The sequence below is a fragment of the Nocardia sp. NPDC060249 genome (genome assembly GCF_042728755.1).
In the GTDB taxonomy this organism is placed as follows: domain Bacteria; phylum Actinomycetota; class Actinomycetes; order Mycobacteriales; family Mycobacteriaceae; genus Nocardia.
Window position 1 is genome coordinate 174725 of sequence record NZ_JBHXAQ010000006.1, and the last position, 22204, is coordinate 196928.

The window sequence follows — 22204 nt, forward strand, 5'->3', positions numbered from 1 at the left end:
ACCTTCCGCGTGCCTCGGCTCGCGACACGGCCGCCGCTAACTTGTGGGCTGTTGTGGCCACGGGGGTGGGCGGGTTACCGTAACCGCCCCCGCCCGACGCCGTTTTGTGGGCCTGTAATGGGCGACCGGCAGTGGACAGCGGGGTTGGGTAGAGTGCGCAAGGTGAGTCTGGGGCGGCGCGCAAGGTGGCGCGCGATGGTGCTGGCGATGATTGCCTCGACGGCGGTCGTGGCCGGTTGCACGGCGAATCCGCCACCGCCGATCGAGTCCTCCGACTCGCCCAAGACCACCCAGGCCAAGCCGGGCAAGAACACCGTCGTCGTCGCGATCGACGACATCGGGATCGGGTTCAACCCGCATCTGCGCTCGGATCAGTCGCCGGTGACCAGCGCGGTGAGTTCGATGGTGCTGCCCAGCCCGTTCCGCGCCGCGCCGAGTCCCGTGCATCCGGGTCTGGTCGACTGGGTGCCCGATACCTCGCTGATCGTGTCGGCCGATGTGACGGCCCAGGAGCCGTTCACCATCACCTACACCCTGCGCAATCAGGCCAATTGGTCCGATGGCGCTCCGATCGCCGCCGAGGACTTCCGGTTCCTCTGGCAGCAGATGATCAGCCAGCCCGGCGTGGTTGACCCGGCCGGCTACCGGCTCATCTCCGATGTGGCGTCCTCGGGTGGCGGCAAGACGGTCACGGTCACCATGACCCAGCCCTATCCGGCCTGGCGTGAACTGTTCTCGAATCTGCTGCCCTCACACCTGGTGAAGGACTCGCCGGGTGGGTTCACCAGCGGGCTGGTCGACAAGATCCCGGTCTCCGGCGGCAATTTCACCATCAAATCGGTCGATCGCGGACGCGACGAGATTCTGCTCGAACGCAACGACCGTTTCTGGGGCACGCCCGCGTCCCCGGATCAGATCCAGTTCCGTCGTGGCGGTACGCCCTCGCAGCTGGCCGAATCGCTGCGCACCGGTGACGCGCAGATGGCGCTCGTGCACGGCGGGGTGGCGACCCAGGCACAACTGGCCGCGATCCCGTCGGTGCGGACCACCATCATGCCGCAGGCTCGGGAACTGCAACTCGCGCTCAACGGCCGCTCCGGCGACCTCGCCGATGGCCGGGTCCGCAAGGCGGTGCTCGCGCTGCTCGACCCCGCGCTGCTGGCGACCGTCGGCGCGCAGACCGGCGGCTGGGTGGAACCCGCTCGCGCCCAAGTGCTTTCGCCGTCGAGTCCGGGCTATGTGCCCACCGCGCCGCCGCGGATGACCTCCGAGGAAGCCTTCGCCCTGCTGGCCGAAGCCGGTTACGGCCGTGCGCCGGAGACACCGCAGACCGGCTCGCCCACCTCGCCCGCGCCGCGCCCGCGCTCGGTGGCGCGCAACGGCAAGGGACTGTCGGTACGGATCGGCGCTGTCACCGAGGACGCGTCGGCGCTGGCCGTCGCCAATACCGCCGCCGACCAATTGCGCAGTGCCGGTATCGATGCCACCGTTCGCGGGCTGGCCGCCGATGAGCTGTACGGCAAGGAACTCACCGAATCCTCGATCGACGCCATCGTCGGCTGGGAGCTCGCGGGCGGGGACCCCGCCACCGCGCTCGCCTCACGCTACGGCTGTCCGCCCGTCGAACCGGCAGGCGCCGAGGGGCCCGCGTTGGCCGCGGCCGAGATGTATCGCAAGGCGCCGAGCAATATCGGCGGTGTGTGCGATCCGGCCCTGCAACCGTCGATCGACGAAGCGCTGCGGGGATTCGAGGTGCCCCGGATCCTGGCCGAATCCGAGCCACGGCTGTGGGAACTGGCGACCGTGTTGCCGATCGTGCAGGACAACGTCGTCGCGGCGGCCGGTCCGCGCGTGGACGGTGTGTCGCTGTCGGGCGCCATCCAGGTCGGCATCTTCGGTGATACAGCGCAGTGGCGGAGGATCCCGTGACCGAGATCGGCGGCCTGCTCCTCGTCCACGCGCATCCCGATGACGAAACCCTCACTACGGGCGGCACTATCGCGCACTACCGCCGCCGTGGTGTCCCGGTGACCGTGGTGACCTGCACGCTCGGCGAGGAGGGCGAGGTCATCGGCGAACGGTGGTCGCGCCTGATCGCCGCCGAAGCCGACCAGCTCGGCGGTTACCGCATCGGCGAACTCACCGCCGCGCTGTCGGCCCTCGACGCGGGCGAGCCGTGGTTTCTCGGCGGCCCCGGCCGGTGGCGCGACTCCGGCATGGCGGGCACGCCGTCGGCGGCGAACCCACGGGCCTTCGTGAATTCCGGTGACGCCGCCGTCGACGCGCTCGTCGCGGTGATCCTCGAACTGCGGCCCCGGGTCGTCGTCACCTACGACCCGCGCGGCGGTTACGGCCATCCCGACCACATCCGCGCGCACGAGATCACCACCGCGGCGGTCGCGGCCGCCGCCGAGCAGGGCTGGGACGTCCCCAAGTTCTACTGGACCGTCACCGACGGCGATCTGCTGCGCCAGCACACCGCCGCGCTGGCTCGCCGCACCGTCGACGAGCTGCCCGGTGCGCTGCCGGCGGGCTGGCGCCTGCCGGTCGAGGCGGAACTGGCCGCCATGTCGACGAGCGGGGTCACCACCGTGGTCGACGTCTCCGACGCGGTCTCGGCCAAGCGCGCCGCCATGCGCGCGCACGCCACCCAGGTCACCGTCGCGCCGAGTGGCCGGGAATTCGCTCTGTCGAACAATATCGCGCTGCCGGTGCTGCCGGAGGAACACTTCAGGCTGGTGCGCGGCACCAGTGGCCAGGTGGGTGCCGACGGATTCGAGCACGACCTGTTCGCCGGTCTCGATTGAGTCGCTAGCCACAGGGTTGCCATCGCGGCTCGGGCGCTTGCCGGTACCGTTCCGGTGTCCGCGTTCTCGGGTGCTCTCACACGATGGGTGGCGTGTCATGACCGCTGTGGGTGATCGATCGGAGCTCGACGCCGAGGACGCCGGGTATCACAAATCCCTGGGCAGACGCCAGCTGATGATGATCGCGATCGGCGGCGCGATCGGCACCGGCCTCTTCCTGAGTTCCGGCGGCAGGCTGGCCAGCGCGGGGCCCATGCTGTGGGTCGTCTACGCGGTCTGCGGCGTGTTCGTGTTCTTCATCCTGCGGGCGCTGGGCGAGCTGGTGCTGCACCGCCCGACATCCGGTTCGTTCGTCTCCTACGCGCGCGAATTCCTCGGGGAGAAAGCCGCTTTCGTCGCGGGCTGGATGTACTTCCTGAACTGGTCGATGACCGGCATCGCCGACTCCACCGCCATCGCGCTGTACTTCCACTACTGGCAGCCGATGACCGCGGTGCCGCAGTGGGCGCTGGCGCTGATCGCCTTGGTGATCGTGCTGATCGTGAATCTGGTGAGCGTCAAAGCATTCGGTGAGCTGGAGTTCTGGGCCGCGCTGGTGAAGGTGACCGCGCTGTGTGCCTTCCTGGTGATCGGCACGGTGTTCCTGCTGGGGCGCTTCACCATTCGGGGCGAACAGACCGGGCCGTCGATGATCTCCGAGCACGGTGGCATGTTCCCGACCGGCATCCTGCCGCTGGTGCTCGTCACCTCGGGCGTGGTCTTCGCCTATGCCGCCGTCGAATTGGTCGGTACGGCGGCGGGGGAGACCAAGGATCCCGAGAAGCTGATGCCGCGGGCGATCAACTCGGTGATCGTGCGGATCGCGGTGTTCTACGTCGGATCGCTGCTGTTGCTCGGACTTCTGCTGCCCTACACGTCCTATCACGCGGGGGAGAGCCCGTTCGTCACGTTCTTCGCCGCGCTCGGCGTGCCCGGCATCGGCTCGCTGATGAACATCGTCGTGCTCACCGCGGCGTTCTCCAGTCTCAACGCGGGCCTGTATTCGACCGGGCGCATTCTGCGTTCGATGTCGATGCGCGGCAGCGCCCCTCGGTTCACCGCGGTGATGAGCAGCCACGGCGTGCCCTACGGCGGGATCCTGCTCACCTTCGGCATCGCGCTGCTCGGGGTGGTGCTCAACGGGTTCGTTCCGGATCAGGCCTTCGAGATCGTCTTGAATATGGCCTCGCTCGGCATCCTGGCGTCGTGGGCCACCATCGTGCTGTGTCAGCTGCGGATGTGGCACCTGTGGAAGCGGGGGCAGATCGAGCGGCCCGCGTTCCGGATGATGGGCGCGCCGTACACCGGCTGGGCCACGCTGGCCTTCCTGTGCACGGTGCTGGTCCTGATGGCGATCGATCGCCCGGTCGGGACCTGGACGGTGGCGAGTCTGCTGGTGATCGTGCCCGCGCTGCTGATCGGCTGGCGGTTCTCCCAGGCGCGCGCGGCACAGCAGACCGCTTCGGCCGAATAGACTCACGCGTATGGTCACCGATCGCGATCAGCCCACCGCCGTGCTGCGGTCCGCACGCATCTCCGGCGTGGCGGATCCGCTGATCTCGGGACTCATCGTCGTGTTGCTGCTCGTCGACGCGCTGATCACGCTGGCCGTCGAAGTGCTGTTCCTGCCCTTGTACATCGGCTCGCTGGCGTTTCCGGTGGTGGCGCTGTTCGCCGCACCGATCAACATCGCGCTGGTCTACGGCATGGAATCGGTGACCGACCGGATCGGCTTCACCTTCGCCCCGATCGTGGTGTGGGTCTTCGGGTTCCTGGTCTGCGCCTCGCGCGGGCCCGGCGGTGACATCATGCTCGGCAGCGACGGCCGCACCCTGTTGCTGTTCGCCTGCGGTGTGCTCGCGCCCGCGGGGTACCTGTACTACCGCTCCCAGCTCAGCCGGTAGGTTTCGGGGTCTGCCACGGCCAGTGCCCGGTCAGCTCGAGTTCCAGCGAATAGCTGAGGAACGTCCGCACCAGCACGATCAACGCGAGTACGCCGACGCTGGTGAAAGTCGGTGAGATGGCGACCGTTCGGATGATGTCGGCCGCCACCAGGAATTCCAGCCCGAGCAGGATCGCCCGGCCGAGCCCGCGCCGATAGGTGCTGTAGGCGAGCTCGAACTGCTCGCGCCCGGCCAGCTGTCGCAGGAAGCGGACCGTGCCGACGAACGCGCCGATGACGATGGCCGCGACGCCCGCGGCGTCCAGCACTTTGCCCGCGTTCTCGATAACCTCGGTGAAATGCACGAATCACCCCTAGCGTCAGCGGCACGGCGATCGAATCGAACGCTACGCCGCGTCGCTGTCGTCCGCGCTGCTATCGGGCTCGGCGGGTCTTCCCGGACCTCTCAGCGTGTGCCGAGTCCGCCCGGGGTCACTTCTTCGATCAGCGCCGCGACCTGATCGATCGGGATGTCGACCACCAGGTAGGACTTCTTGCCCGCGGCGGTGGCCGCGACGACGGTAGCGAGTCCGGCACGGCGTTGCCAGAAGGTCTGCCGCACAGTCCACCCGATGATGCCCGGCGCTTCGAGACAGTCCCGATTGCGATCGAGGCTGCCGCGGCGGGTGATCAGCCAGGTCGGGCCCGTGGTGCCGGGGAGCACGCGGTGACCGAGGCCGCGATAGCGGTCCTCGGCGAGCAGGGCCATGACGACGGCGAAGACCACCGGGAAGGTCCAGGCCCACGGCGGCAGGTGGCCACCCGTGAGCACGATGGCGAGCAGGGCGAGGACGACGATACCGACGGGCCACGCGGCGCGGGTGTAGCGGCGACGGCGGGCGGCGGGCCCGTGCATGCGCAACTCGACGGTGCCGAGGGCGGAACCGGTGATCGGTTGTGGTGCGGCCGAATCCGGTGTGGGCGATGCTTCGGCGCGCGGGCCCCTGCGGCTGCGGAGTAGTTCGTCGAGGGTGCGTTCGACGGCCACCCTCGGCGCCTGGGGAAGGATCTTCTGGCGAGGGTTCTCCCCGGTCATGATCATTTCCAGCTGGGCGGCGCGGGCGGCGCGCAGCAGGAGCGGTTCGTTGAGCGTGGCGCCGCGGAAGCGGGCCAGGTCGAGGGTGATCTGGCGGGTGGTGAACAGTCCGTGGCGCAGGTGCAGGGTGGTGCCGTTGTCGAGCACGCGCAGGCCGAACCAGGTGGCGAGGTACTGGGCGCACGCGGCGAGATTCACCAGCGCCAACGTCAGCACGGTCAACCCGGCGATGGTGATCGCGACGATCGCCGCGGTGTCGTCGTCGAGATGTTGTACGACAGCGCTTTTCGACAGCACGTCGATCACCCCGTACTGCGCGCCGAGCCCCGCGATCGGTGCTACGACAGCCAGCCCGGTCAGCGACAGCGGCGCGTAGCGGACCCACGCCGCCCGCCAGTGCCCGATCTCCACCCCGGACTCGGCGAGCGCGTCGGGGTGCGAAACACGCGCCGCCCCGGCCTCGTCGACGTGCTCGGGCGCGTGTTGCCCGGTGTGCGAGAGCAATTCGGCCCGCAACGCCGGGATCTGACTCGTGTCGAGGGCGTCGAGCTTGAACTCCTCGCCCTTGTCGGTCTGCTTCCCGGTCCCGATCGCCAGCACCGCCAGCCCCAGTACCCGGTGCAGCAGATCGGCTTCCACATCCACCGACCGGATGCGCGGCCTCGGCACCGACAATGTCCGGCGCGCCACGATCCCGCTGCGCAGCTGCACGTGATCGGCGTCGATCCGATACGACGTCGTGAACCAGCGCGCGATGCCGAACGCCGCGACCAGCACCACCGGGATGAGACTCCACAGCGGATTGCCGCTCGTCGTGCCGACGATGATCGAACCGAGCAGCACCGGTATGTACTTCATGATCTCGTTGACCGGATACACCAGCAGCATGCGCGGATCGAGGCGCTGCCATTCGACGGGCTGGATCACGTGGCGTCCCCGCGGTGCTGCGCGGCGATCGCGGTGAGTCGCAGCACCGTCTCCTCGGCCACCGGCAGGTCGAGCGCGCTGATCTTCACCGCCCCCGCCGACGACGCGGTGGTCACCGTGACCGTCGCCAGCCCCAGGATCCGTTCCAGCGGCCCGCGCTCGGTGTCCACGGTCTGCACCCGCGAGATCGGCGCGACCCGTGACTCCTGATCCAGCCACCCCACCCGCGTGTACACGGCCTCGTCGGTGACCTCCCACCGATGCACCGCGTACCGCCACACCGGGATCACCACGACGGCGAGCGCCGCGAGCACCACGAGCGCCAGCCCGGCGAGCACCTGCCAGCCACGACGGTCCTCGTCGAGCACCACCCACACCACCAGCGCGATGAACGACACCGCCACCCCGATCGCGTTCTCCAGCGCCCACAGCAGCTTGGCCTTGGAACTCGGACGCCAGGCCGGTTCGGCCAGGATGGTAGAACGCGGTAGTGACATGCTGCCCATGGTTCCATGCGCGTGCGACGAGTTCACCTCGTCGGGAATACGCGTGGTCACGGCGGAGGTTGTCGTCGGACAAGGACGACCACGCCGCGCCCGCCGTGGGCCCGTGACCTCACCGACCACACGTCCGGGGAAGAAGTAGCGCATGATCGACGGGGTGACCGATCTTCCGAAGCCGAGCGTTCCGATGTCGCCGCCGAGTCCCGCCGCGATGCGACGGGCCCTGCGCCGAGCCCGCGACGGCGTCACGTTGAACGTCGACGAGGCCACCGTCCTGCTGCATGCCACCGGCGACGACCTGGTCGACCTGTGCGCCAGCGCCGCCAGAGTCCGCGACGCGGGCCTGGAATCGGCGGGCAGGCCCCGCACGATCAGCTATTCGCGCAATGTGTTCATCCCGCTCACCAAGCTGTGCCGGGACAAGTGTCACTACTGCACGTTCGTCACCGTGCCCGGCAAGCTGCGCGCCGAGGGCAAGGGCATGTTCCTCGAACCCGACGAGGTGCTCGAGATCGCCCGCCAGGGTGCCGCGCTGGGCTGCAAGGAAGCGCTGTTCACCCTCGGTGACCGGCCCGAGGACCGCTGGCCCGAGGCCGCGCAGTGGCTCGACGAACGCGGCTACGACTCCACCCTCGACTATCTGCGCGCCGTCTCCATCCTCGTGCTCGAGGAGACCGGCCTGCTGCCGCACCTGAACCCGGGCGTGATGAGCTGGAACGAGATCTCCCGCCTCAAGCCCGTCGCCCAGTCCATGGGCATGATGCTCGAAACCACCGCCACCAGGCTGTTCACCGACAAGGGCGAATGCCACTACGGCAGCCCCGACAAGGATCCCGCGGTCCGGCTGCGGTCGATCACCGACGCGGGCAGGCTCTCGGTGCCCTACACCACCGGCATCCTGGTGGGCATCGGCGAGAATCTCACCGAGCGCGCCGAGTCGATCATGGCGATTCGCAAGCAGCACAGGGAGTTCGGGCACATCCAGGAAGTGATCGTGCAGAACTTCCGCGCCAAGGACGACACCGCCATGCGCGATGTTCCCGACGCGGGCGTCGCGGAGTTCCTGGCGACTGTCGCGGTGACGAGGTTGCTGCTCGGCCCGGATGTTCCGGTGCAGGCACCGCCGAACCTGGTGTCGCACAGTGATTGCCGGGCCCTGATCGACGCAGGCATCGACGACTGGGGTGGCGTGTCGCCGGTGACGGTCGACCACGTCAACCCCGAACGCCCGTGGCCGAATCTGGACACTCTGCGCGAGATCACCGAGGCGGCCGGGTTCACCCTCGTCGAGCGCACCTCCGCGCACCCGAAATACGTGCGCGCGGGCCATCCGTGGATCGACCCGCGCATCGGCGCGCACGTCGACGCGCTCACCGACCCCGCGACGGGCCTGGCCAGGCCCGATGCCATGCCGGTCGGCCTGCCGTGGCAGGAGCCCGACGAGTCGTGGGATTCGGTCGGCCGCGTCGACCTGAACACCGCCATCGACACCGAGGGACGCAACACCGACAGCCGCAGCGATTCCGGGCTCGGTCAGGAAGTCGTCGGCGCGTTCGGCGACTGGGAGACGATCCGCGAACACGCCCGCGACCTGGCCGTCGTCGCGCCCGAGCGGCTCGATTCCGAGGTGCTCGACGCCCTGCGCGCCGCTGAGCAGGACCCGGCCGGTCTCACCGACGATCAATACCTGGCCCTGGCCACCGCCGACGGTGCGAATATGGAAGCCGTTGCCGCACTGGCCGACTCGCTGCGCCGCGAGGTCTCCGGCGACGAGGTCACCTACGTGGTGAACCGCAATATCAACTTCACCAATATCTGCTACACCGGCTGCCGCTTCTGCGCCTTCGCCCAGCGCAAGGGCGATGCGGACGCCTTCACTCTCAGCACCGACGAGGTCGCCGACCGCGCGTGGGAAGCCCACGTCGACGGCGCCACCGAAGTCTGCATGCAGGGCGGCATCGACCCCGAACTCCCCGTCACCGGCTATGCCGACCTGGTCCGCGCCATCAAGGCGCGGGTGCCCTCGATGCACGTCCACGCGTTCAGCCCGATGGAGATCGTCAACGGCGCGTCGCGCGGGGGCCAGAGCATCCACGACTGGCTGTCGGCGCTGAAGGAAGCCGGATTGGGCTCGATCCCCGGAACGGCCGCCGAAATCCTCGACGACGAGGTCCGCTGGGTGCTCACCAAGGGCAAACTCCCCACCTCGGCCTGGATCGAGGTCATCACCACCGCGCACAAGCTGGGCATCCCGTCGAGCTCCACGATGATGTACGGGCACGTGGACAACCCGAAGCACTGGGTGGGCCACCTGCGGGTCCTGCGCGGCATCCAGGACGAGACGGGCGGCTTCACCGAGTTCGTCCCGCTGCCGTTCGTCCACCAGAGCGCGCCGCTCTATCTCGCGGGCGCGGCCAGGCCGGGCCCCACCAACCGCGACAACCGCGCGGTCCACGCCCTGGCCCGGATCATGCTGCACGGCCGCATCCACAACATCCAGACCAGCTGGGTGAAATTGGGCACCCTGGGCACCCAGGCCATGCTCACCGGTGGCGCCAACGATCTGGGTGGCACGCTGATGGAGGAGACCATCTCCCGGATGGCCGGTTCCCAGCACGGTTCCGCCAAAACCGTCGCCGAGCTCACCGAGATCGCGGCGGGTATCGCGCGCCCGGTGCGCGAACGCACCACGGTCTACGGCCGGGTGGAACCCAAACCGGCGCCGCTGCCGCTCTCGATCGGCTGAGTCAGGATTCCAGCCGGGCCCGAACGGTGACCAGCCGCTCCTGTAGTTCTCGCTCATCGATGATGCCGCGCGTCACGAGGGAATGCGCCAGGGCGACGAGCTGGTTCTCGGGGTAGGGCAGGCTGGAATAGACGGTCGCCGACAGCGAGTCCTCCTCGGCGCGCCGGCTCCGGAAATCCGGGATCGGCGCGGCGCAGCGCGCGTGGTCGAGCGCGTCGCACAGACCGTCGAGGCTGGTCTTCCACGGTGGCACGAGATTGCTCACCCCGTACGCGGCGGCCATCCGCGGCCACACCTGGTCGCGTTCGACGATGGCTCGCAGCGCGGCGATCTCGGGTGTACTCATCGTTGTCCGCGCTCCGTCAGGTGGCCGGGTGGACGGCGGGCCGGGTGTGGGTGACCGCATTCGTGGTCACACCCGGGGTGGGCAGCGCGACGCCGATCAAGCAATCGCGGGTGATGATCTCGGCGAGCTGGTCCTCGTTCCAGCCGTCGGTGCCCGCGGGGCGTAGGGGCATCACCATGAATCGGTGCTTCTGGTTCGAATCCTGCACGCGCACCGCGACATCCGCGGGGAGCTCGAGCCCGAACTCGGAGAGCACCTGGCGTGGCCAGCGCACCATCCGCCGCCGGTAGTTCGGTGTGCGATACCACTCGGGGGAGTTACCGAGAATCGGTCGCGGATAGCACGAACACAACGCGCAGACGATCACGTTGTGCAGCGTCGGGGTGTCTTCGAGGATGGAGAAGGCGGTGAAGTCGCTCGGTGTGCCGAAACCGGTCGGCTCCAGCCAATCCACCCCCACCTCTTTGCTCGCGGTCATCGGTTCGGCGAGGGCGAGCGCCTTGAAATCGGGATCGAGCCACGCCCTGGCCACGAGGTGCACCGCGGGAGCCGGACCGATCTGTTCGGCGAATTCGGTGAACCGCCGGTGTTCCTCGGCGGTGAAGATCCCCTTCTCGATACACAGCTCGCGCAGCGCGATCTCGAGCACTTCGAAATCGGTGATCTCGTCGACCATCGGGGCCACCGTGCGTTCGTGGTCGTGATCGTGGTCGTGCCCGGTCATGGAATCCCTTTCTGGGCAAGATGTTCGGTCTGGGCGGATGGCTCCAGCCAGCGTTCGGGGATCTCCGTGCGCAACAGGTCGGCGCTGTTGCCGGTGTAGCCGTGCCACAGTGTGGCGAGGTCGAACTCGACGACGTAGAACCACTCGGGCTGCGCGTCCGGCCGATCCCACGTCTCGTCCTCCGGTGCCGAACTCTCGTAGGCGAGGGCCGCGATCCGCCCGACCGCGCCGCGCACGTACTCCGGGGTGCGGGTGTAGAACAGCGCGGGCAGTTCCCGCACCCGCACGGCGGCACCGACCGCGAATCGCGCCTCGCCCGCCCGACCGGCGAACACCTGCGGATCGCCCTTGCCGACCGCCTCGAGGTGATGACGATTGCGCGCGACCTGGGTGCCGTCGCCTTCGAACTTCGGCTCGGCGGTCATGGTCTTGCCGGCCAGACCGCCCTTGTAGCGTGCCGTGACCTCGACCATTCGTTCGCTCAGTTCGGTCAGGCCGATGTGGTGTTTCTCGGCCAGCACGCGCGCGACGGCGAGCAGCCATCTGCCGTAGTACGGAAGACCCAGATACATCGCGCGCCCGAGATCGACATTGCCGATCCGGCGCCGCTCCTCGGAGAGCCAGATCCCACGCCAGGCGAGCACCTCACAGATCACATACGTGTGGTGCTCCCACAGCTCGTACTGCTTGTTCTCGTAGGTGATCGGGGCGTCGGGCTCACCCCCCACATCGTGGTCGGTTTTCAAATAGGCCCATAGGCGGTCGTGATCGAGCTGATCCGGGGCAGGCGCGTTCGGCAACTCGGGATAGGACGACTTCAGCCGGGCTACCAGCTCCAGCGCGGCCGCGCGTTCTTGCGCTGTACTCATAGCGGTTCCCTTCGTCGCGCGGCTCCGTGACGCGAGGGGGATCCGCTGTGTGCAACGATTTCCAAGGACAAATCTAAGCCTGCGCGTGACACAGGTAAAGGGTGAAACCCGGTCCCCGGCGCTGACAATCGGTTGACCGGGCGAACCGGTCGGGTCGGCGGCGTCGCAGGCGCCTCGACTGGGGCAGTTAGGGCAGGCTGACCTGCGCCGAGGGGCAGGATCAAGCTAGGGTTGCGTGGGCGGAGTAACCCCGCAGGTGAGGACAGACTAGGAGAACGGCAGTGCCGTACATCATCGCTGAACCGTGCGTTGACGTGAAGGACAAGGCGTGCATCGAGGAATGCCCCGTGGATTGCATCTACGAGGGTGGTCGCATGCTCTACATCCAACCCGACGAGTGCGTGGACTGTGGTGCGTGTGAGCCGGTCTGCCCCGTGGAGGCGATCTTCTACGAGGACGACACTCCGGATCAGTGGAGCGGTTACATCAACGCCAACGTCGACTTCTTCAACGAGCTGGGATCCCCCGGCGGCGCGACCAAGGTCGGTGTGGTCGATTTCGACCCCGCCTTCATCAAGGCGCTGCCCCCGATGGCCGAGGAATGAGCGCAGGGGTGCCAACCCAGAGCCGGAAAGGCCGGGTCAGCGGTCTGCTGCCCGACTTTCCCTGGGACACCATCGCCGCGGTCAAGCAGAAGGCGGCCACCCATCCCGGTGGTCTCGTCGACCTGTCCGTCGGTACGCCGGTGGACCCGGTCGATCCGCTGATCCGCGCGGCCTTGGGCTCGGTGGCGGCTGTTCCCGGCTATCCGACCACACACGGCACCCCTGAGCTGCGCTCCGCCGCCGTGGCCGCGTTGGCGCGCCGGTTCGGCGTCACCGGCCTCGACCCGGCGGCGGTACTGCCGGTGCTTGGCACGAAAGAGCTCATCGCCGGGCTGCCGCGACTGCTCGGTATCGGCTCCGGCGACCTGGTGGTGATCCCCGAGATCGCCTATCCGACCTATGAGGTCGGCGCGCTGCTGGCGGGCGCGAAGCCTTGGCGCGCAGACGGTCTCACCCAGATCGGCCCGCAGAATCCGGCGCTGATCTTCGTGAACTCGCCCTCGAACCCCACCGGCAAGGTGCTGCCCGTCGAGCACCTGCGCAAGGTGGTGGCGTTCGCGCGCGAGCGCGGCGCGATCGTCGCCTCCGACGAGTGCTACCTGGGCCTGACCTGGGAGGGCGAGGCCGTGTCGATCCTCGACCCCCGCGTCTGCGACGGCGACCACACCGGCCTGCTGGCCATCCACTCCCTGTCCAAGACCTCGAACCTGGCCAGCTACCGCGCCGGTTTCCTCGCCGGCGACCCCGAACTGGTGGCCGAACTGCTCGAGGTACGCAAGCACTCCGGCATGATCATGCCGTTCCCGATCCAGGCCGCGATGACCGCCGCGCTCAGCGACGACATCCACGAGGCCGAGCAGCGCGAGCGTTACCGCGCCCGTCGCGAGATCCTGCGAAAAGCTCTGGTGCAGTCAGGTTTCCGCATCGACTTCTCCGAAGCCGGTCTGTACCTGTGGGTTACCCGCGGCGAACCCTGCCGCGTCACCCTGGACTGGCTCGCCGAACGCGGAATCCTCGCCGCCCCCGGCGATTTCTACGGCCCCCGCTCGCCCGAACACGTGCGCATCGCCCTCACCGCCACCGACGAGCGCATCGCCGAAGCGGCCGCACGCCTGTCCTGAACACCGGCTCCGGGCTGTCCGCGGCTGCCGATATCGTGTGCGGCACAGGGGCGGTAGCTGTCTGCACAAGATCGAGAGGCACAACGGAATGCACGGGGTGGAGTTCAGTGCAGGCACGGTCTTCGCGGGGTATCGGATCGACCGGCTGCTCGGCCGGGGTGGAATGGGCACCGTGTACCTCGCGGCGCATCCACGTCTGCCTCGGCAGGTGGCGCTGAAACTGCTGAACCGCGAACTGTCTTCCGACCACGAGGTTCGCGGCCGGTTCGAGCGCGAGGCCGATGTTTCCGCCCATCTCGATCATCCCGGCATCGTGTCGGTGCTCGACCGCGGTATCGAAGACGGTCTGATGTGGATCTCCATGCAGTACGTCGACGGCCGCGACGCCTCGGCCTTCCGCGGGGAGCCATTGGCTCCGGCGCGGGCGGTCGGCATCATCGCGCAGACCGCCGAAGCCCTCGACTACGCCCACGATCGCGGCGTGCTGCACCGAGATGTGAAGCCCGCCAACATCTTGCTGGGCCCCAGCCGTTCCGGTGACCGCGTGCTGCTCACCGACTTCGGCATCGCCCGGCTCCGCGGCGATGCCCGCCAGCTCACCCGCACCGGCGCTTTCCTCGCGACCCTGGCCTACGCCTCCCCTGAACAACTCTCGGGCGCACCGGTCGATCACCGCTCCGACCAGTACTCGCTCGGCTGCACATTGTTCACTCTGCTCACCGGCGAAAGTCCCTTTCCCGCCGACAATCCCGGCGCGGTGGTCGCCGCCCACCTGACCAAGCCGGTACCTCGCGCCTCGGCGGTGGTCGGCGACCTGCTGTCCGGAATCGACGCGGTCATCGCCAGGGCGATGGCGAAAACGCCGGACGAAAGATTCGACAGCTGCGAGGAATTCGCGCGCGCGGCGACTGCGGCCTTGCTCGACGCGGGTTGTGCCTCGCCGGGCCCAGGTGGTTCCCCGCCGCCCCCCGACTGGGAGGCCGCCCGTGTGGCGAGTAGGTCGGCCGATTCGGCTGGGGCGTCTTTCGGCCGTGCACACCTGCCGGCGAATCCCGGCGTGAGTTCGCTGAACCCGACCCTGGTGAGTTCGCCGTCGTCCTCTGGTCCGCGGCCGGCCGCAGTGCACGGTGGTCGAAGGGAAGCGGCCGGCGCCGTGTCGATTCCGCGTCCCGGATACACACCGGTGGGTGCCCATGGGGCCGGGCAGCGCGCTCCCTCGGGTGAATCATCTGGACGACGACCGCAGCGGGCGGTTTCGTCGCGGTGGCGGGTACTCGCGGTGAGTCTGATCGTGCTCGCGCTGGTCGCCGGGGCCGGCGTCATCGGCGTCGGGGCGATCTACTGGAAGTTCGTGCGGCCCAACCGGGTTCCACCGCCGCCTACCTGGGGGGCACATGATTCGGTGGCCTCGGGGTTCACCGACTTGATCCCGTCGGGGCCGACCGGGCGCGGCTGGCGCGAGGCGAATTGTTCGGCGACCCCCTCACTGGTCGTGCTGCCGGGTGACCCGGCGCCGCTGCGGCAGATCAGCTGCACCGATTCCGACGGACTGATCGCCTGGTACACCGAGTACCCCACCGCGGCCGACGCCGACGCGTATCTGCTGCGCCACACCACCGAGGACACCACGCGCGAGCTGCACCACACCAGTCTCGCCGCCTACCGCCCTCGCGACCCGGCCGCGCCGTTCACGCTCGCGGCCAGGGAACGCGGCAATGTGTTCAGCGCGAACTCGGTCGTCGAGGTGTCGTGGCCGGGCCACACCTTCGAGCAGACCCGCGACAACTGGTGGCAGCAAGCCCCGTTCTGACGCGGGCGGTTCCCGCACCACGGGACTGCTGTCAGTACGCCCCGGCCAGGCGCAGGATCAGCGCGGGCACGGCATCGAGCACATCGGTGGACTGGTCGGCGGGGGTGCCGTAAGTGTGCGCGGCGACCGAGAAGCTGGGCCCGAAGGATGCCGAAGCCACCTCGGGGGCACCCACATCCGACCATCCCCACTTGCTGCCCTGCACGCCGGGGAGCTGGGCGGTGCCCCAGTTCTGGGGAGTGCCGTCGGCGGCGGTATTGCTCGCACCCGCCATCCACTCGAAGATCGGCGACCCGGCGTCGGTGCGCTGCTTGGCGGCCAGGAAGTCGGTGATGTCGGCGGTGCTGGTGCTCGACCTGCCCCAGTCGTCGGTGCCGTGCGTCGAGCGCAATCCGTATTCGCCCGCGGTCGCCTCGATCGCTTGCGGATATTTGCCGGCGAGCTGGGTGGCGGCGGCGTCGTCGGAGTCACGGATCATCCGTTCCGACAGCGCGCGATCCTCCGGCGAGCCGTCGCCGTGACGCAGCGCGTAATCGGCGATGTAGAGCTTGGACATCGACAGCGCCGATCGCGCTTCGTGTTCGTTGGCTGTGCCCCAGGCGAATCCGCCCGGCATCCGCAGCGAAATCGCGGTTCGTGGCGGCACCGTCGCCGGGTCCTCGTCGGCCCGGGCGGCGGGCGCGGCCACCGTGAGGCCGGCAGCGACCACCGCCGTACACCATGTCACTGTTCGAATGCTCACGAGCGTCCTCCGATTCCGCGCGACGGGCGTTGCGATCGTGGGGAATGAAACCCGAACGCCGCAGGTCGGCGCGGGAGGCGCGCGGGAAGGCCGGTCAGATCAGCGGCTTGCCGAGCCGGTGGCGGCGGCGCATGTCGATGAGGGTGACATTGAAGGGGAAGTTGCGGACGGGACGTGGCATGCGGCCCGTCACCGTGCCGGTGGTGCGCATCAGGCGGTTGAGTTTGCGCTCGTCGGCGGGGGTCCAGGACAGGCCGAGCTCGTCGCGCAGATGCTGGGGGAGCAGGCCGGTGGTGAACCAGCGGTGGAAGCGGGCGAAGGGCAGGCGCAGGAGCGGGCTGACCATCTTCAGATCGAGCAGGGCGTCGAAGTAGGCCTTGATCGTGGCGTCGACGCTGGTGAGCGGCAGGTGCTCGGACCAGTAGGCATCGAACGCGGCGCGATCGGCGGGCCACATCTCGCGGGGCACCTGGAGAGTGGTGCCGAGGTAGTGGGCGTAGTCGTAGAAGGTGTCGGCGACGGCCTCGTCGACGGGGCCGTAGAGGCGATGCATCACGTCGACCGAGCCCCAGTACAGGCACGCGGCCACCCACAGCTGCAGGTTCTTGTCGAAGGCGTTGTACGGCACGGGGCTGTCGGCGGTGGAGCGGACGTGGCGGTGGGCGCCGTTGACGGCGGTGCGGAAGGCCTCGCGGTCCGCGTCGGTGCCCATCAGCGCCACCGACAGGTAGGTGAGTGTGGTTCGGGTGCGCTTGACCGGGTGCTTCATGATGCTGCCGCTGTGCACCGTGGATTCGGCGACGCCGTGGCCGACGGGGGCCAGGCTGAGCTGCATGATCACATTGGCGGTCGCGCCGTAGAAGGCAGCGGAGCCGTCGACGTAGTCACGGATGTCGAAGGGCGCAGGTTCGGACCGCTGCGAACGCGAGCGCGACAGGATGGTCATCGTTGACCCCGTTTTTCATCGAAGAGAGCATGAGAGAGTTGTGCATTTAATGTCTCACCATGTTGCCGGGGTGTCAACGACAGCGGCGGCGGCACACGCCGAACCGCGTCGCGTTAGCGTTGACGGATGCCCTATGGTCCGCCGCTGCTGCTCGCTTCGCTGAATCCGGCCGCCGTCGCCGCCGGGGATGACATTCCCGACGCCGTCACCATCGATTCTGCCACCGTCTCGCGCAGCGATCTGCTGGGTTCGGCAACATCGGTCGCCGAACGCATCGCCCGCGCCGACCGCGTCGCGGTACTGGCCGAACCGACCTTGCGCACCGTGATCGCCGTGGTCGGCTGCCTGATCGCGGGCGTGACCGTGGTTCCGGTGCCGCCGGACTCCGGTGCCTCCGAACGTGAGCACATTCTCCGCGATTCGGGCGCGCAGGCCTGGCTCGGCCCGGCGCCGGAGGGCACGGACCTGCCGGTGGTGCCGGTGCGGCTGCACGCGCGGTCGTGGCACACCTACCCCGAACCCGATCCGGCCGCGATCGCCTTCATCCTCTACACCTCGGGAACCACCGGGCCGCCCAAGGGCGTGATGCTCAGCCGCGGTGCCATCGCCGCCGGGCTCGACGCGCTGGCCGAGGCGTGGGCGTGGACGTGGAAAGACACACTGGTGCACGGGCTTCCGCTGTTCCACGTGCACGGGCTGATCCTCGGGCTGCTCGGGCCGTTGCGGGTCGGCAGTCCGGTGATCCACACCGGCAAGCCGACGCCGCAGGCCTACGCGGCCGCGGGCGGCAGCCTGTACTTCGGCGTGCCGACGGTGTGGTCACGCGTGGTCGAGCAACCCGAACTGGCCAAGGAACTGAGTAAGGCGCGGCTGCTCGTCTCGGGCAGCGCGCCGCTGCCGGTGCCGGTGTTCGAGAAGCTGGCCGAGCTCACCGGACAGGCGCCGGTGGAGCGGTACGGCATGAGCGAAACCATGATCACGCTGTCCACCCGGGCCGACGGCGAGCGCAGGCCCGGCTGGGTCGGCACCCCGGTGCGCGGGGTGGAGACCAGACTGCGCGACGAAGCGGGCGAACCTGTTCCGCACGACGGCGCGAGCATCGGTGGACTGCAGGTTCGTGGACCGATGCTGTTCGGCGGATATCTGAACCGGCCGGAGGCCACCGCGCGGGACTGGACCGAGGACGGATGGTTCCGCACCGGCGATGTGGCAGTCATCGATGCGGACGGGTTCCATCGCATCGTCGGGCGCGAGTCGATCGACCTCATCAAATCCGGCGGCTACCGCATCGGCGCGGGGGAGATCGAGACCGTGCTGCTCGGGCATCCGGCGGTCGGCGAGGTCGCCGTGGTCGGGCTGCCCGACGACGATCTCGGGCAGCGGATCGTGGCCTTCGTGGTCGCGCGTGACGGGAGTTCCGATGCGCTCGGCGTCGAGCTGACCGCCTATGTGGGCGAACAGCTTTCGGCCCACAAACGCCCACGGGAGGTGCGCTTCGTCGACTCGCTCCCGCGCAACGCGATGGGCAAGGTGCAGAAGAAGCTGCTGGACTGAGTCTGCCCGGCGCCGGGATTCACCCAGTTCGTTCGATGCTTCCGCGAGCGCTCATCCGGCGGATCGGCCCGATCAACGCGTGGTAGATCGGCCGAACCACCCGGCCGGGCAGGTAGCGATGGCGCTCTTCCTCCCAGACGCGCGCCCTGCGGTGCGCCGCGAGCGGTGACCACTTGTCCGGGTCGATGGGTTGCGTGCTGTGGAATTCGATGCGGCACAGGTGTTTCGTGTTGACGAACCCGTACTGGCGGGGACTCACCAGCCGGATCGGCGCGCCGTGGTCGCTGGTGAGTGGCTGTCCGTCGAGCCGGTCGGCGATGAGCACATCGTCGGCCAGCGCGTCCGCCAGTAGCGCGACCGACTGATACCCGTCGAGCCCTGTGAAGACGACGTGGCTGATAGAACTTCCCGGCGCGAGTACCGGTTCGACGCGTGTGCGATAGAACGTGGCGAATGGGACGCCCTCCCACCGCAGGTCGGTGGCCGACCAGCCGGCCACGCAGTGGAAGTCGGCCTTCACCTCCACGCGCGGTAGCTCGGCGAGGCCCGCCATGGTGAGCGTGAACGGTTCGGCCAGCTCCCCGCCGACCGCGATCACCGGGTCCGCCGGAATCGGCGGCGGTGGGTGATGCAGGTGGGTGCCGAAGCGAGGAAAGCCGTCGATCGCACGTTGACCAGGGGGAAGCGTCATGTCGAACCTCCAGTTATACGGTGCCGTATATCGCCAGTCTAGCGCGCACGGCACGAGGCTGGAACCGCCCAGGTGCGGCTGTGGCGGACGCGGCGCCTCGAGATCCCCGGCCTCATTCCGGAATTCGCACAGCGCTGAGCTTTTCGGGGTTGCGCATGGAGTAGATCGCCGTGACGCGGCCGTCGGTGACCTCGATGGACGTCACCTGATCGAGCACGCCGTCGACGGTCGCCAGGATCGAGGGCATCGCGTTGTAGACGCCGAGGTGCGCACCGAGGACACCGAGCCGCCTGCCCTTGGCGAGCAACCCGATGACCAGCCGGGCCACCTTGTCCTGGCCGCGCACGGGTCTGCGCACCGTGTTCACCACACCGCCACCGTCGCCGAGGAACACCACCTCGGGAGCGAGCACATCCATCAATGCCTGCACATCGCCGGTGGCGGCCGCGATCGAGAACTGCTCGGCCACCGACCTGGCCTCGGCGGGTGTGGCGACGGCGGTGTGGCGGGCCGCGTGCACCCGGCCGCGAGCGCGCTGGTTCAGTTGCCGCACAGCGGCTTCCGATTTGCCCACCGCCGCCGCGATCTCCGGGTAGTCGAACGCGAACACCTCGCGCAGCACGAACACCGCCCGCTGCACCGGTGTGAGCGTTTCCAGCACGAGCAGCATCGCGGTGGTCACGGCCTCACCGGTGAGGACGTGCTCGACCCCGCCGTCCGCCTCGGTGGCCAGCGGTTCGGGCAGCCACTGCCCGATGTACTCCTCGCGTCTGCGGGCGGTGGACCGCAGCACACCCAGCGCCTGCCGGGTGACGATCTGCGCGAGGTAGGCGCGCGGGTTGTCGATCAGCGTGCGGTCGACCTCGCGCCAGCGCAGGTAGCTGTCGTGCAGGACGTCCTCGGTGTCGACCACCGAGCCGAGGATCTCGTAGGCGATCGAGAACAGCAGCCGCCGGTTCTCGGTGAAGGTGTCCTCGTGTGCCCGGGTCACTGCTTCGGGCCGCTGATCCACACGCTGTTGCCGGTGCGCGAGGCGTAGGCGGCGTAGCGGGTGATGCGTTCCTTGGTGAACGCCGCGACAGGCCCGCTGACGTAGAGGCGCTGAGCGGTGTCTGCGCGGTCGGTCGTTTGCAGCACTCCGTCGCGCCTGCCCAGGCTCAGGCCCTGCCCGCCGTAGCCCATCGAAAACGGCCGCGGATCCCCTCCCTCGATCATCCTGGCCAGCGTATCGGCCGCGTGTGCGCCCTGCGGAGCCGCGGTGGCGCAGGCCATGCGCATGCCGGGGACGGCCGCGCAGTCGCCGACGACGAAGACGCGGGGGTCGGTGACGCTGCGCAAGGACGCGTCGACCAGGGCCCGGCCGTCGACGTCCACCGCGAGTCCGCTGCGGGCCGCCAATGCGGGCACCGCCGAGATGATCGCCCAGAGGGTGAGCCCGGAATCGAGTTCGGCGCCCGAGCCCAGTCGCAGGGTCGTCCCGTCGATCTCGGCGATCTGGCCGGCCACGATCTCCACGTTCAACCGAGCGAGGGTGGTGCGGATATGCCGCTGCGCACCGGGCGAGAGCGCGGCGCCGACGGTGTCGCTCACCAGTCGCACGCGCAGGTCGGGCCGGGCTTCGGCGACCTCGGCCGCGGTCTCGATCCCGGTCAGCCCACCGCCGATCACCGTGACGATCCCGCCGGCCGGCAGTGCCTCCAGCGCGATTCGGGCCTGTTCGGCGCCCTCCCATGTGCCGACCGGGATCGCGCCGGGTAGCGGGTTCGCGATGCTGCCCGCCGCGAGGATCGCGTGCTCGAAGTCGAGGTTGCGGCCGTCGTCCAGGGTGACGACACCGTCGCCGATCTTGTCCACGCTCGCGGTCTCGACCGCGATCCCGTCCCGGAGCATCTCGGTGAGCGGCCGGGCCGCGGTCCCGCTGCCCGCGAGCTGTTCGTGCAATCGCACCCGCTCGACGAACACCTCGCGCGGATTGACCACGGTGATCCGCGTATCGGGGGCCTTGCGCTTCAGCCGATTCGCCGCGACAGTACCCGCGTATCCCGCGCCGATAACCACGATGTTCATCTGTGCCTCCTGCCATGGGAACTGTGTGCTCAACCATGGGATGCGGCCCAGCCCTCGTTTGTGACAGTGATCCGCATCACAGCGAAAAGGCCCCGTACTCCGCAGAAGTACGAGGCCTTTCGCTATCGCGAGGTCAGATCAGGGCTGACCGGTCGCGAACGCGATCACGGCGTCCAGGAATTCCTGGCCACCCATCACGTAGCCGCCGATGACCATGCCGGCCGGGATGGTGAACAGCCACAGGAACGGGAAGAACGCGCCGATGACACCGCCGATGACGACGCCGGGCAGGTTCTTGTTGACCTGCGCCATGAGCCGGTCGTAGGAGCTGATGTCCTTCAGTTCCGCGATGTTGCTCAGCTTCGCGGAATCCTCGGGCGCCATGGTCGAGGTCAGCTTGACGGTGCGGCCGTCCTCGCTGATCTGCTGGTTCACGGCGATCGGCAGGCCCGCGACCTCGGAACGCAGCGGCGCCTGGTCGACGATCGCGCCGTCGGTGGCCTTCAGCAGCACCGAGGCGCCGTCGGCGGCGAGCTCGAACTTGCCGCTGTCGACCGCCCAGGTGACGGTCTTGTCAGCGGGCGAGACCGTGGTCTGGTAGTTGATTCCCTGCGTCACGCCAGAAGTCACGCCCCCCGAAGCCACTACAGCGGGCTGCTCGGTGGCCACCGCGGGCGCACCGTGAGCAGTGGCCGCGGTAATCCCCACCGCAGCGACTGCCATGAAAAC

Annotated in this window: 21 protein-coding genes; 9 read left to right on the plus strand and 12 right to left on the minus strand. The window is 68.8% G+C overall.

The genetic code is table 11. The features are described from left to right. Positions 1-195 precede the first annotated feature (195 nt). The 4 genes from ACFWFP_RS22490 to ACFWFP_RS22505 all read left to right on the plus strand — a co-directional run bounded on the left by ACFWFP_RS22490 (position 196) and on the right by ACFWFP_RS22505 (position 4750). Complete coding sequence (locus ACFWFP_RS22490) at positions 196-1929, plus strand: ABC transporter family substrate-binding protein (RefSeq protein ID WP_379298351.1); 1734 nt, start codon at positions 196-198, stop codon at positions 1927-1929. A 5-nt stretch (positions 1930-1934) separates the two neighbouring features. After that, positions 1935-2807, plus strand: coding sequence for an N-acetyl-1-D-myo-inositol-2-amino-2-deoxy-alpha-D-glucopyranoside deacetylase (gene mshB, locus ACFWFP_RS22495; RefSeq protein WP_379298353.1), 873 nt, complete (start codon positions 1935-1937; stop codon positions 2805-2807). Positions 2808-2904: 97 nt separating this feature from the next. Beyond that, positions 2905-4320, plus strand: coding sequence for an amino acid permease (locus tag ACFWFP_RS22500; RefSeq protein WP_379298003.1), 1416 nt, complete (start codon positions 2905-2907; stop codon positions 4318-4320). A 10-nt stretch (positions 4321-4330) separates the two neighbouring features. After that, complete coding sequence (locus ACFWFP_RS22505) at positions 4331-4750, plus strand: hypothetical protein (RefSeq protein ID WP_379298004.1); 420 nt, start codon at positions 4331-4333, stop codon at positions 4748-4750. Here ACFWFP_RS22505 and ACFWFP_RS22510 read toward each other — a convergent pair. The 3 genes from ACFWFP_RS22510 to ACFWFP_RS22520 all read right to left on the minus strand — a co-directional run bounded on the left by ACFWFP_RS22510 (position 4740) and on the right by ACFWFP_RS22520 (position 7248). Then, a complete protein-coding gene (locus ACFWFP_RS22510) occupies positions 4740-5093 on the minus strand; it encodes a DUF1622 domain-containing protein (protein WP_379298005.1) in 354 nt (117 codons plus the stop codon). The two genes, ACFWFP_RS22505 and ACFWFP_RS22510, sit on opposite strands and share 11 nt — an antisense overlap. Before the next feature lie 101 nt (positions 5094-5194). Next, entirely contained in the window at positions 5195-6712 is a 1518-nt protein-coding gene (locus tag ACFWFP_RS22515) for a PH domain-containing protein (protein ID WP_379298355.1), read from the minus strand. A 35-nt stretch (positions 6713-6747) separates the two neighbouring features. Further along, positions 6748-7248, minus strand: a complete 501-nt coding sequence (locus tag ACFWFP_RS22520) for a PH domain-containing protein (RefSeq protein WP_379298357.1) — start codon at positions 7246-7248, stop codon at positions 6748-6750. 151 nt (positions 7249-7399) lie between these two features. Here ACFWFP_RS22520 and ACFWFP_RS22525 point away from each other — a divergent pair, with 151 nt between their 5' ends. Beyond that, positions 7400-10000 (plus strand): bifunctional FO biosynthesis protein CofGH, encoded by a 2601-nt coding sequence (locus ACFWFP_RS22525; RefSeq protein WP_379298006.1) that lies wholly within the window; start codon positions 7400-7402, stop codon positions 9998-10000. 1 nt (position 10001) lies between these two features. Here ACFWFP_RS22525 and ACFWFP_RS22530 read toward each other — a convergent pair whose 3' ends face one another. The 3 genes from ACFWFP_RS22530 to ACFWFP_RS22540 are packed head-to-tail and all read right to left on the minus strand — an operon-like array spanning position 10002 to position 11939. Next, positions 10002-10346, minus strand: a complete 345-nt coding sequence (locus ACFWFP_RS22530; RefSeq protein ID WP_379298007.1) for a thiocyanate hydrolase — start codon at positions 10344-10346, stop codon at positions 10002-10004. Between the two features lie 16 nt (positions 10347-10362). Further along, entirely contained in the window at positions 10363-11070 is a 708-nt protein-coding gene (scnC, locus tag ACFWFP_RS22535) for a thiocyanate hydrolase subunit gamma (protein ID WP_379298008.1), read from the minus strand. Beyond that, complete coding sequence (locus ACFWFP_RS22540) at positions 11067-11939, minus strand: SH3-like domain-containing protein (RefSeq protein WP_379298009.1); 873 nt, start codon at positions 11937-11939, stop codon at positions 11067-11069. Before ACFWFP_RS22540 ends, scnC begins: the two co-directional genes overlap by 4 nt. A 281-nt stretch (positions 11940-12220) precedes the next feature. Between ACFWFP_RS22540 and fdxA the strand changes: the two genes are divergently transcribed. From fdxA to ACFWFP_RS22555, 3 genes are all read left to right on the plus strand, one after another. Further along, on the plus strand, positions 12221-12544 hold the full coding sequence (fdxA, locus tag ACFWFP_RS22545) for a ferredoxin (protein ID WP_056813450.1): 324 nt from the start codon (positions 12221-12223) through the stop codon (positions 12542-12544). Positions 12545-12552: 8 nt separating this feature from the next. Further along, positions 12553-13665: a succinyldiaminopimelate transaminase gene (gene dapC / locus ACFWFP_RS22550; protein WP_379298010.1), complete on the plus strand. Its 1113-nt coding sequence runs from the start codon at positions 12553-12555 to the stop codon at positions 13663-13665. Between the two features lie 97 nt (positions 13666-13762). Continuing rightward, positions 13763-15475: a protein kinase gene (locus ACFWFP_RS22555; protein WP_379298011.1), complete on the plus strand. Its 1713-nt coding sequence runs from the start codon at positions 13763-13765 to the stop codon at positions 15473-15475. Between the two features lie 31 nt (positions 15476-15506). Here ACFWFP_RS22555 and ACFWFP_RS22560 read toward each other — a convergent pair whose 3' ends face one another. Together ACFWFP_RS22560 and ACFWFP_RS22565 are read right to left on the minus strand one after the other, a co-directional pair. Further along, positions 15507-16217, minus strand: coding sequence for a hypothetical protein (locus ACFWFP_RS22560; RefSeq protein ID WP_379298012.1), 711 nt, complete (start codon positions 16215-16217; stop codon positions 15507-15509). Between the two features lie 94 nt (positions 16218-16311). Next, positions 16312-17163: an oxygenase MpaB family protein gene (locus tag ACFWFP_RS22565; RefSeq protein WP_379298013.1), complete on the minus strand. Its 852-nt coding sequence runs from the start codon at positions 17161-17163 to the stop codon at positions 16312-16314. Between the two features lie 126 nt (positions 17164-17289). On the opposite strand from ACFWFP_RS22565, the gene ACFWFP_RS22570 reads away from it, so the two are divergent. Beyond that, a complete protein-coding gene (locus ACFWFP_RS22570; RefSeq protein WP_379298014.1) occupies positions 17290-18717 on the plus strand; it encodes an acyl-CoA synthetase in 1428 nt (475 codons plus the stop codon). Between the two features lie 19 nt (positions 18718-18736). Here ACFWFP_RS22570 and ACFWFP_RS22575 read toward each other — a convergent pair whose 3' ends face one another. The 4 genes from ACFWFP_RS22575 to ACFWFP_RS22590 all read right to left on the minus strand — a co-directional run bounded on the left by ACFWFP_RS22575 (position 18737) and on the right by ACFWFP_RS22590 (position 22093). Next, on the minus strand, positions 18737-19408 hold the full coding sequence (locus ACFWFP_RS22575) for a molybdopterin-dependent oxidoreductase (protein ID WP_379298015.1): 672 nt from the start codon (positions 19406-19408) through the stop codon (positions 18737-18739). A 112-nt stretch (positions 19409-19520) separates the two neighbouring features. Further along, positions 19521-20399, minus strand: a complete 879-nt coding sequence (gene sigJ / locus ACFWFP_RS22580; RefSeq protein ID WP_379298016.1) for an RNA polymerase sigma factor SigJ — start codon at positions 20397-20399, stop codon at positions 19521-19523. After that, positions 20396-21475 carry an NAD(P)/FAD-dependent oxidoreductase gene (locus tag ACFWFP_RS22585; protein WP_379298017.1) on the minus strand — a complete coding sequence of 360 codons (1080 nt, stop codon included), beginning with the start codon at positions 21473-21475 and terminating at the stop codon, positions 20396-20398. The genes sigJ and ACFWFP_RS22585 overlap by 4 nt, the downstream gene beginning before the upstream one ends. A 138-nt stretch (positions 21476-21613) precedes the next feature. Then, positions 21614-22093 carry a hypothetical protein gene (locus ACFWFP_RS22590; protein WP_379298018.1) on the minus strand — a complete coding sequence of 160 codons (480 nt, stop codon included), beginning with the start codon at positions 22091-22093 and terminating at the stop codon, positions 21614-21616. Between the last annotated feature and the right edge of the window lie 111 nt (positions 22094-22204).

Excerpts from the sequence above, each read along its gene's own strand:
- ACFWFP_RS22490 (WP_379298351.1), top strand. The coding sequence starts at position 196 with ATGGTGCTGGCGATGATTGCCTCGACGGCGGTCGTGGCCGGTTGCACG.
- ACFWFP_RS22500 (WP_379298003.1), top strand. The coding sequence starts at position 2,905 with ATGACCGCTGTGGGTGATCGATCGGAGCTCGACGCCGAGGACGCCGGG.
- ACFWFP_RS22505 (WP_379298004.1), top strand. The coding sequence starts at position 4,331 with ATGGTCACCGATCGCGATCAGCCCACCGCCGTGCTGCGGTCCGCACGC.
- ACFWFP_RS22515 (WP_379298355.1), bottom strand. The coding sequence starts at position 6,712 with ATGCTGCTGGTGTATCCGGTCAACGAGATCATGAAGTACATACCGGTG.
- ACFWFP_RS22520 (WP_379298357.1), bottom strand. The coding sequence starts at position 7,248 with ATGTCACTACCGCGTTCTACCATCCTGGCCGAACCGGCCTGGCGTCCG.
- ACFWFP_RS22525 (WP_379298006.1), top strand. The coding sequence starts at position 7,400 with ATGATCGACGGGGTGACCGATCTTCCGAAGCCGAGCGTTCCGATGTCG.
- ACFWFP_RS22530 (WP_379298007.1), bottom strand. The coding sequence starts at position 10,346 with ATGAGTACACCCGAGATCGCCGCGCTGCGAGCCATCGTCGAACGCGAC.
- scnC (WP_379298008.1), bottom strand. The coding sequence starts at position 11,070 with ATGACCGGGCACGACCACGATCACGACCACGAACGCACGGTGGCCCCG.
- ACFWFP_RS22540 (WP_379298009.1), bottom strand. The coding sequence starts at position 11,939 with ATGAGTACAGCGCAAGAACGCGCGGCCGCGCTGGAGCTGGTAGCCCGG.
- ACFWFP_RS22565 (WP_379298013.1), bottom strand. The coding sequence starts at position 17,163 with ATGACCATCCTGTCGCGCTCGCGTTCGCAGCGGTCCGAACCTGCGCCC.
- ACFWFP_RS22570 (WP_379298014.1), top strand. The coding sequence starts at position 17,290 with ATGCCCTATGGTCCGCCGCTGCTGCTCGCTTCGCTGAATCCGGCCGCC.
- ACFWFP_RS22575 (WP_379298015.1), bottom strand. The coding sequence starts at position 19,408 with ATGACGCTTCCCCCTGGTCAACGTGCGATCGACGGCTTTCCTCGCTTC.
- ACFWFP_RS22585 (WP_379298017.1), bottom strand. The coding sequence starts at position 21,475 with ATGAACATCGTGGTTATCGGCGCGGGATACGCGGGTACTGTCGCGGCG.